The sequence below is a fragment of the Ligilactobacillus sp. genome, assembly GCF_036846325.1.
Taxonomy (GTDB): Bacteria; Bacillota; Bacilli; order Lactobacillales; family Lactobacillaceae; genus Ligilactobacillus.
On the sequence record NZ_DAIUCE010000018.1, the window covers coordinates 17,652 to 25,237 of the forward strand.

Genomic DNA, 7,586 nt, shown 5'->3' on the forward strand with positions numbered 1-7,586 from the left:
CCAAAAAGTATTTAAAATTCTTTAAAATTGCCTTGACGACCTTTTTTCAGACACGTTTCAAAGACTATGAAAATACTTTGTAAGGTTAGCCTAAAAATACTTTTAATTTCACTTAACCTGTTGTAAAATTAAAATGTAATCCGAGGAAAGGTGGTTTTCATTGTGAGTAACACTGAAAATAAGAATAAGCATAAACTTATTCAATATGCAAACGGTCCGTCTCTTGAAGAAATCAACGGTACCGTTAAAGTTCCAAAGGGAAAAGGTTTTTGGAGAACTCTGCTTGCATACTCAGGTCCGGGGGCGCTTGTCGCAGTCGGATATATGGATCCCGGCAATTGGTCAACGTCCATTACAGGCGGCCAGAACTTTCAATATACGCTGATGTCCGTTATATTGATGTCAAGTTTGATTGCGATGCTTCTGCAATACATGGCGGCTAAACTTGGCATTGTGACTCGTTTGGATCTTGCACAGGCCATCCGGGCAAGAACTGGTCGCGCGCTTGGAATCATCCTTTGGATTTTAACCGAGCTTGCCATCATGGCCACCGATATCGCCGAAGTCATCGGGGCTGCGATTGCCTTATATCTCTTATTCGGAATTCCGTTGATTTATGCCGTTTTCATTACGGTTCTCGATGTTTTGTTATTGCTCTTATTGACTAAAATCGGTTTTCGAAAAATTGAAGCAATCGTCGTTGCGCTTATTTTGGTAATTCTCTTTGTCTTCATCTATGAAGTTGCATTGTCCGATCCTGACTGGGGTGCAGTCTTTGCCGGTTTCATCCCGACCTCCCGAACATTTGCTTCAGGTCCTTCTGTCGGCGGCATGACCCCTATCCAGGGTGCCTTGGGAATCATCGGAGCAACCGTCATGCCTCACAACCTTTATCTTCACTCTGCCGTTTCGCAAACGCGTGCCATCGATCATGACGATGAAGAAGAGGTTGCATCAGCAGTTCGCTTCACGACTTGGGATTCCAACATTCAGTTGTCTGCCGCCTTCGTAGTCAACTGCCTGCTTTTGATCATGGGCGTTGCAGTGTTCAAAGACGGTGCAGTTAAAGATCCTTCATTCTTCGGACTTTATCAGGCGTTGTCCGATACATCAACACTCAGCAACGGACTTTTGGTTTCCGTTGCCAAATCCGGAGCCTTGTCAGTTCTTTTTGCCGTTGCTCTGCTTGCATCAGGCCAAAATTCAACCATCACAGGCACACTGACCGGTCAAGTCATCATGGAAGGTTTCGTTCATATGAAAATGCCGCTTTGGGCACGGCGTCTGATCACACGTCTGATTTCAGTAGTTCCCGTGCTCTTCTGCGTCATGCTGACTGCAGGACAAACCGAGCTTCAGCAGCACGAAGCCTTGAACACCTTGATGAACAACTCTCAGGTTTTCCTGGCTTTGGCGCTGCCGTTTTCAATGCTTCCGTTGCTGATCATGACCAACAGCGAAGACAGCATGGGCAGACGTTTTGCCAATAAATTGTGGGTTAAGCTGTTGGGGTGGTTCTCAGTCATTGCGCTGACGTTCCTCAACTTAAAGGGACTCCCTGATTCGATTGCAGACTTTTATGGCGACCATCCGACTGCCGCACAGCTTTCAGATGCTCACATGATTGCCTATTTCCTGATTGTTGCAATCCTGGCATTGCTGATCTGGACGCTGGTTGAACTCAGAAAAGGCGATAAGCGTCTGGCAGCCCATTTGGCGGAAATGAAGAATAACAATTAAATTTGATCGAGGTTCATCACATAGAAAATCGTTCAAATGCAACATTAAAAAGTCGAGATTCATGGCGTATGCCAACAATCTCGACTTTTTTAATGTTTCTCTTAGTGATTAATGACGTTTTCCGACTTTAAAGACGATTTTTCTACACAAATTTATGTGCTTGAACCAAAACCCATGATTCCAATCTGCAATATACCAAAGAGAACAAACCGCCAATAATTGCTCCTTTAATCAGGTTGAACGGCACTACCCCTAACAAGACCATCTTTGAAAGCGGCATTCCAAGCTTCATGCCGAGCAGGTTCATGTAAAGCGGAATAGTTACGAAAAAATTGGTCAGGGATAAAACAACCGTCAAACTGATTGTCGCAGCGGCAATCGCAAGCACTGCATTTTTCAACGTGAACTTTTTATCTCTCATCATAAAATACAAAGGATAGCAAAAGACCAGCGTTGCAACAAAACTCAGTCCGACTCCAATCATATGCGGCAAGGAAACGCCCGTGAGCACAAAATAGATGATTGACCTTATTGCGGCAATTTCAAGTCCGCCCCACGGTCCCAGAATGAACAGTCCCAAAAGAATCGGGATATCGGAGAAGTCAAGCTTCATAAACGGAACGATTGGGATGATGACGAACGAAAAATACATCAACACGTAAGAAATTGCTGCAAGACATGCGGCGATTGCGCCGCGACGGACAGAAATACTGCTCTTCATAATGATTCCTCCTATGTTAACCCCCAAAGTAGGACAAAAACCCCTGTCACTCAACAGAGCAACAGGGGTTAAATCATGTTCAAGCTCATCTGCCAAAAAATGGCCTTCAAACTGCACAAAAAAGCCCTATCTTCTTTCATCCAGACTATAACTGTCGGTACTGGAATCAAACCAGTTCAATCTCAATAAGAGAGTCGCGGACTATACCGCCGGTCGGGATTTTCACCCTGCCCTGAAGATTAACTTGATTATATTTTAACAGTATCAATTGTAGCACAATTTACCGCCTATTTCAACTTGTTGTTCTTTCTGGCGTTCTCATAAAGCGTTTTGACTTCTTCATTGTTGAGTTCACGGTATTGACCCGAAGTCAGCCCTTTCAGCGTCAGGAAATCATAAGTCTCGCGTTTGAGTTTCATTACCGGGTGTCCGATTGCCTCGAACATGTTCTTGACCTGATGATTTCTTCCTTCGTGAATCGTCAGGGAAACGATTGAGTGGTTTCTGGCACGATCGCTTGAAATCACCTTGGCTTTTGCTCTTGCGCTGTAATGCCCGTCTTTCATTTTGACGCCCTTGCGAAGGCGCTTCAAGTCATCGCTTTGAACGAGCCCTTCCACTTTCGCGACATAAGTCTTGTCAACTTTATAGCGCGGATGCATCAGCATGTTTGCCAGCTCGCCATCATTTGTCAAAAGCAAAATGCCCGAAGTATCGTAATCCAGACGTCCGATTGGATAAATCCGATTCTTCTCACCTTCAAAATAATCAGTGACGACCCTGCGTCCCTTGTCATCTTTAACTGCACTGATGACTCCTCGCGGTTTATAGAAAAGATAGTATACTTTGTTTCTTTCGCGTTCAATCAGCGTTCCGTCCACTTCAATCGCATCGTCGCCCTTGACCTTGGTTCCGAGCTCTTTGACAACAATGCCGTTGACTTTGACGCGTCCTTCAAGAATCAGCTTTTCGCTTGCGCGCCGCGAAGCAACACCCGCATCAGCCATCGCTTTTTGTAATCTGACCTCTGCCATATGATCCTCCTTACTTTTCTTCCTTATACAACTTTGCGTTAAACAATTCCAAAACGTCTTCGTCCGATGCTTGTTCATCCTTGTCTTTCGGAAGTTCCGGAAGCTCGGAAAGCGTCTTGATTCCAAAATAGTCCAAAAAGGTCGTCGTCGTTGAATAAAGAATCGGACGTCCTGGAGCATCAAGCCTTCCGTCTTCTTTTATCAAATCCAGCAAAAGCAGTTTTTGAATCATGCCGCCGGTTTGAACGCCGCGAATTTCTTCAATTTCAATTCTTGTCACCGGCTGTTTGTATGCGATAATCGCCAGCGTTTCAAGACATGCCCCGGAAATTTCGATCATCGACGGAGCCTCAAAGTATTGCTTAAGAAGATTCGAAAACCCCTTTTTCGTAGCAAGGCGATATCGTTCGCCCGCTTCGATGATTTCAAAACTGCATGAACTGTCTTCCTGGTACTTCCTGTTGAGACGCAGTATCTGATCATGAACGGCCGGTTTGAGCAACCCGATAAGCTGTGAAATTTCCGTTAAGGAAATTCCCTCGCTTCCGCTAACGAACAGCAGACTTTCAATCTTCGCCTGATTCGACAGCACTTGCATCACCACCCGTCAGTATAATTGAGCCAAAATTTTCCTCCTGTAAAACTTTCAATTCATGCCGTTTCATCAATTCAAGCATTGCCATGAAAATCGTTACCACAAGTTCCACTTCGGCATTTTTTGGAAAAAGATCCTCAAAAACAATCGGTTCCTTGTTTTTTCTGATTTTTTTCTCAAGAATCTCGATTTCGTCCTTTAACCTGTATTTTTCAAGATTGATTTTTCGTTTAACCGGCTCCTTTAGCTTTCGCTTCATCATCAACTTGGCAAAGGCCTTTCCCAGAGCCTTCAAATTACCCCCGTTCGGCTCAAGGTGATCTTTCAAAGACTCTTCAGGCGGATCTTCCATCTCACGCGTATATTGCTTCATCCGTTCGTCCGACAACAAACGCAAATTGCCTGCCGCCTCTTGAAACGTCTGATGCAAAACAAGCTGTGCGACAAGTTCTTCACGCGGATCAACCACATCCTCATCATCGATCATTGTTTCAGCATTAGTTCCTGGAAGCAGCATTTTGCTTTTTATGTTAACCAGCATTGCAGCGATAACTAAATACTCCCCAGCAATATCAAGCTCTAAACTCTGCATTTGATGCAGGTAGTCGATATACTGGGAAGTAATCTTTGACATCGGAATATCATAGATATCCATTTCATTCTTTTTGATAAGATGGAGCAGAAGATCCAATGGTCCTTCAAAAGTCGGTAATTTGAAAGTCAACTTGCCGTCATCACTTATTTCCATCGGCTACTCCGTTCTGATTCTCCCATTTGGAAAGCAAACCCGCCGTCTCCAAACTTCCCATGAGCTCATAATCAGGGTAAAGCCTGGACAACGCATCCATTACCTTGAAACACACCCCATGGTTCCGTTCGGCAGGTGTAACTGAAATATGACGCAGCATCACCAGTTCTGAAGCATCATCGACTTCAATGCCGGCGATTGCAATAAAATCACCATTTTCATTTTTCCATAAGTAAAGGTGTCTGTCATCTTCAGCACGATACCATTCAAAACAGGATTTAAGATGCGAGATTTCTTTCAAATCAGGAATAAACGACAACAAACCCATAGCTATTTTTTCATAGTCGTTCTTATACTTGTAAAGCATTTAATCCCTCCGTGGCAAACTTGCCATTTTCGTACTCTACAATACTTTACCACAATTTAACGACTAAAACAAACAGCTAAGCATGGGGATGTGACTCATCATAGATTTTAGACAGGCGTTTCTTGGAAATATGCGTATAAATCTGCGTTGTGGAAATATCCGAATGTCCCAAAAGCTCCTGGACGATTCTCAAATCGGCTCCGTTTTCAAGAATATGGGTCGCAAAAGAATGCCGCAGGGTATGCGGCGTGACGTTCTTGGTGATTCCTGCCTTCTTGACCTCGTTTTTGAGATTTTTCCATATTCCTTGCCGCGTCAGACGTTCACCATGAAAATTCACGAACAGGAACGGACTGCGCTTGGTTTTGCAAAGCTCGGGTCTGGCATCGTTGAGATAATTGTTGATCCAGGCAATCGCCTCGTCTCCGATCGGAACGATTCGTTCCTTGCGACCCTTTCCCATAGTCTGAATTATGCCGACATCAAGGTGCAGATCCTCAAGTTTGAGGTTGACGACCTCGGAAACCCGCAGTCCGGTCGCATACATGAGCTCAAGAATCGCACGGTTGCGTATTCCCAAAGTCTGTGACGTATCCGGAGCATTAAGCAGCATTTCAACTTCTTCCGTCGACAAAACCTCAGGCAAATGCTTTTCACCCTTCGGCGTTTCAATCGAAATCATCGGATCATCCTGAATTTTTTCGTCTTGTTTCATAGACTGGAAAAATTTGCGCAAACTCGTAACGCATCGAATAATCGATGCATTCGCCTTCCCCTGATTCATCAGATTATCCAAATAATCAACAATCACTTGCTTGTCTACATCATTCAGATTCGTAATTTCACGCTCGCTCAAATAATTGATGAACTGCTGCAAATCCAGGCCGTAACTTGAAACCGTATTTTCTGACAAGCCTCGCTCGGCTTTCAAATAGTGCAGATAATCATTTAGTATTCTTTGAAGTTCTATGATGTCCACCCTCAATTCTTGCTAATCTTTCTTTTCGCTGACACTGTTCACAAACTCCTAAAAAGGTCAAACGATGGTCAGATACTGCAAAATGGAACTGATGATCGACACGCTTTTCAACGTCTAAAAGCAGATCCTCGTGAATCTCCTGAACCTTGCCGCAGACGCTGCAAACAAGATGATGATGAAAATGACCGCTGTCATCCGTTTTCAGATCAAAACGAGCCATTCCGTCTTCAAAACTGATTTTGTTTAAAACTTGAATATCGGTTAAAATGTCCAACGTTCTGTAAACGGTGGCCAACCCCACGTCAGGATGCTTGTCCCTGAGCAATGCATAAACCTCTTCAGCCGTTAAATGCTCGGTATGGTGATTGAGCAAAAGTTCGACCGTTGCGCGCCTTTGGGGTGTCAGTTTGAAGCCTGCTTCATGCAGTTTCTCTTCAATCTTTTCCAATTCATTCATCCTGAGGCCCCCTTAAAATCATTTGATCAAAATCAAAAAGCCGTTTTCCTGCTTGATTTTTCCGGCTTTAAGCAAGTGGCCGACTGCACGTTTGAATCCAGACTTGCTGATTCCGAAATAACTTCTGATCTCTTCAGGGGAACTCTTGTCGCACAAAGGCAGGCGTCCATCTCTTGTATGCTCTAAAGCTGCCAACAACATCTTGGAATCGTCATCAATTGCCTCGTAGGCTCTTGGAAGAAGCGACAGATTCAATACCCCGTCGTCACGCACGCCGATAACCCTTGCATTCAGTACTTCTCCCAGGCGCGGTTCTTTTTCCCGCTCCGTCGGGTGAATGAATCCCAGGTAATAGTCCGACGTTATCACGTATGTCCCGGCAATTTTCAAGCGATAAGCAGTTGCTTCAACGTTTCTGTTTTTCATTTTTTCATCTGCCCTGACACTCACTGCCTGAAACATTTCGGTTGTCGCCAACGTTCCCCAGAGACGTCCCTTTTCATCAACTTTTAAAGCAATCATCAAACGATCACCTTTCTTGGGCCACAGCTCAAAAAGTTCTGAAAGTTCATCCAAGGAAACTGCAACGTCCTTATTTTTCAAACCTACGTCGACAAAAACCCCCAAGCCACGCTGTACGTCTTTGACCGTTCCCCAGGCATAGCGGTCAAAACCGCAACGAGGAGGATTCTTTGTCAGCTGCAACTGATGGTTTTCATTTTCATATGCAAAGCCGGTAATCATCGAGCCGGGCTTAGGGAGCTTTATCAATTCAGATTTACCCAAGCGAAACGTCATGCCGTCCTTTTGTGCAAAAACGAACTTCTCGTTTTCATCAGTAACCATCGCAGTAATGTTTCGGCCAATTATATCTTTAAGCATCCTAATTCTCCTTAAAACGCATAATATAGTAAATCAGCCCAAAACTCCTACATCACAGAATAT

9 protein-coding genes and 1 riboswitch are annotated in these 7,586 nt (G+C 44.3%); of the genes, 1 reads left to right on the forward strand and 8 read right to left on the reverse strand.

What is annotated here, in order from left to right; all coding sequences use genetic code 11:
- Positions 1-162 precede the first annotated feature (162 nt).
- On the forward strand, positions 163-1,740 hold the full coding sequence (locus V7Z60_RS03270) for an Nramp family divalent metal transporter (protein WP_334116279.1): 1,578 nt from the start codon (positions 163-165) through the stop codon (positions 1,738-1,740).
- Positions 1,741-1,882: 142 nt separating this feature from the next.
- On the opposite strand, the gene V7Z60_RS03275 is transcribed toward V7Z60_RS03270, so the two are convergent.
- The 8 genes from V7Z60_RS03275 to V7Z60_RS03310 form a co-directional block, all read right to left on the reverse strand.
- A complete protein-coding gene (locus V7Z60_RS03275) occupies positions 1,883-2,461 on the reverse strand; it encodes an ECF transporter S component (protein ID WP_334116281.1) in 579 nt (192 codons plus the stop codon).
- A 124-nt stretch (positions 2,462-2,585) separates the two neighbouring features.
- Positions 2,586-2,705, reverse strand: a riboswitch (FMN riboswitch).
- Positions 2,706-2,748: 43 nt separating this feature from the next.
- A complete protein-coding gene (locus V7Z60_RS03280) occupies positions 2,749-3,495 on the reverse strand; it encodes a pseudouridine synthase (RefSeq protein WP_334116282.1) in 747 nt (248 codons plus the stop codon).
- Positions 3,496-3,505: 10 nt separating this feature from the next.
- The gene (gene scpB, locus V7Z60_RS03285; protein WP_334116284.1) at positions 3,506-4,087 is read right to left on the reverse strand and encodes an SMC-Scp complex subunit ScpB; all 582 of its coding nucleotides are present in this window, start codon (positions 4,085-4,087) and stop codon (positions 3,506-3,508) included.
- Positions 4,062-4,838 (reverse strand): segregation and condensation protein A, encoded by a 777-nt coding sequence (locus tag V7Z60_RS03290; protein WP_334116286.1) that lies wholly within the window; start codon positions 4,836-4,838, stop codon positions 4,062-4,064. The genes scpB and V7Z60_RS03290 overlap by 26 nt, the downstream gene beginning before the upstream one ends.
- Entirely contained in the window at positions 4,825-5,205 is a 381-nt protein-coding gene (locus V7Z60_RS03295; RefSeq protein ID WP_334116288.1) for a GNAT family N-acetyltransferase, read from the reverse strand. The genes V7Z60_RS03290 and V7Z60_RS03295 overlap by 14 nt, the downstream gene beginning before the upstream one ends.
- Positions 5,206-5,281: 76 nt before the next feature.
- Positions 5,282-6,184: a site-specific tyrosine recombinase XerD gene (gene xerD / locus V7Z60_RS03300; protein ID WP_334116290.1), complete on the reverse strand. Its 903-nt coding sequence runs from the start codon at positions 6,182-6,184 to the stop codon at positions 5,282-5,284.
- Positions 6,150-6,641 carry a ferric iron uptake transcriptional regulator gene (gene fur, locus V7Z60_RS03305; protein WP_334116292.1) on the reverse strand — a complete coding sequence of 164 codons (492 nt, stop codon included), beginning with the start codon at positions 6,639-6,641 and terminating at the stop codon, positions 6,150-6,152. The genes xerD and fur overlap by 35 nt, the downstream gene beginning before the upstream one ends.
- An 18-nt stretch (positions 6,642-6,659) precedes the next feature.
- Complete coding sequence (locus tag V7Z60_RS03310; protein ID WP_334116294.1) at positions 6,660-7,523, reverse strand: CvfB family protein; 864 nt, start codon at positions 7,521-7,523, stop codon at positions 6,660-6,662.
- Between the last annotated feature and the right edge of the window lie 63 nt (positions 7,524-7,586).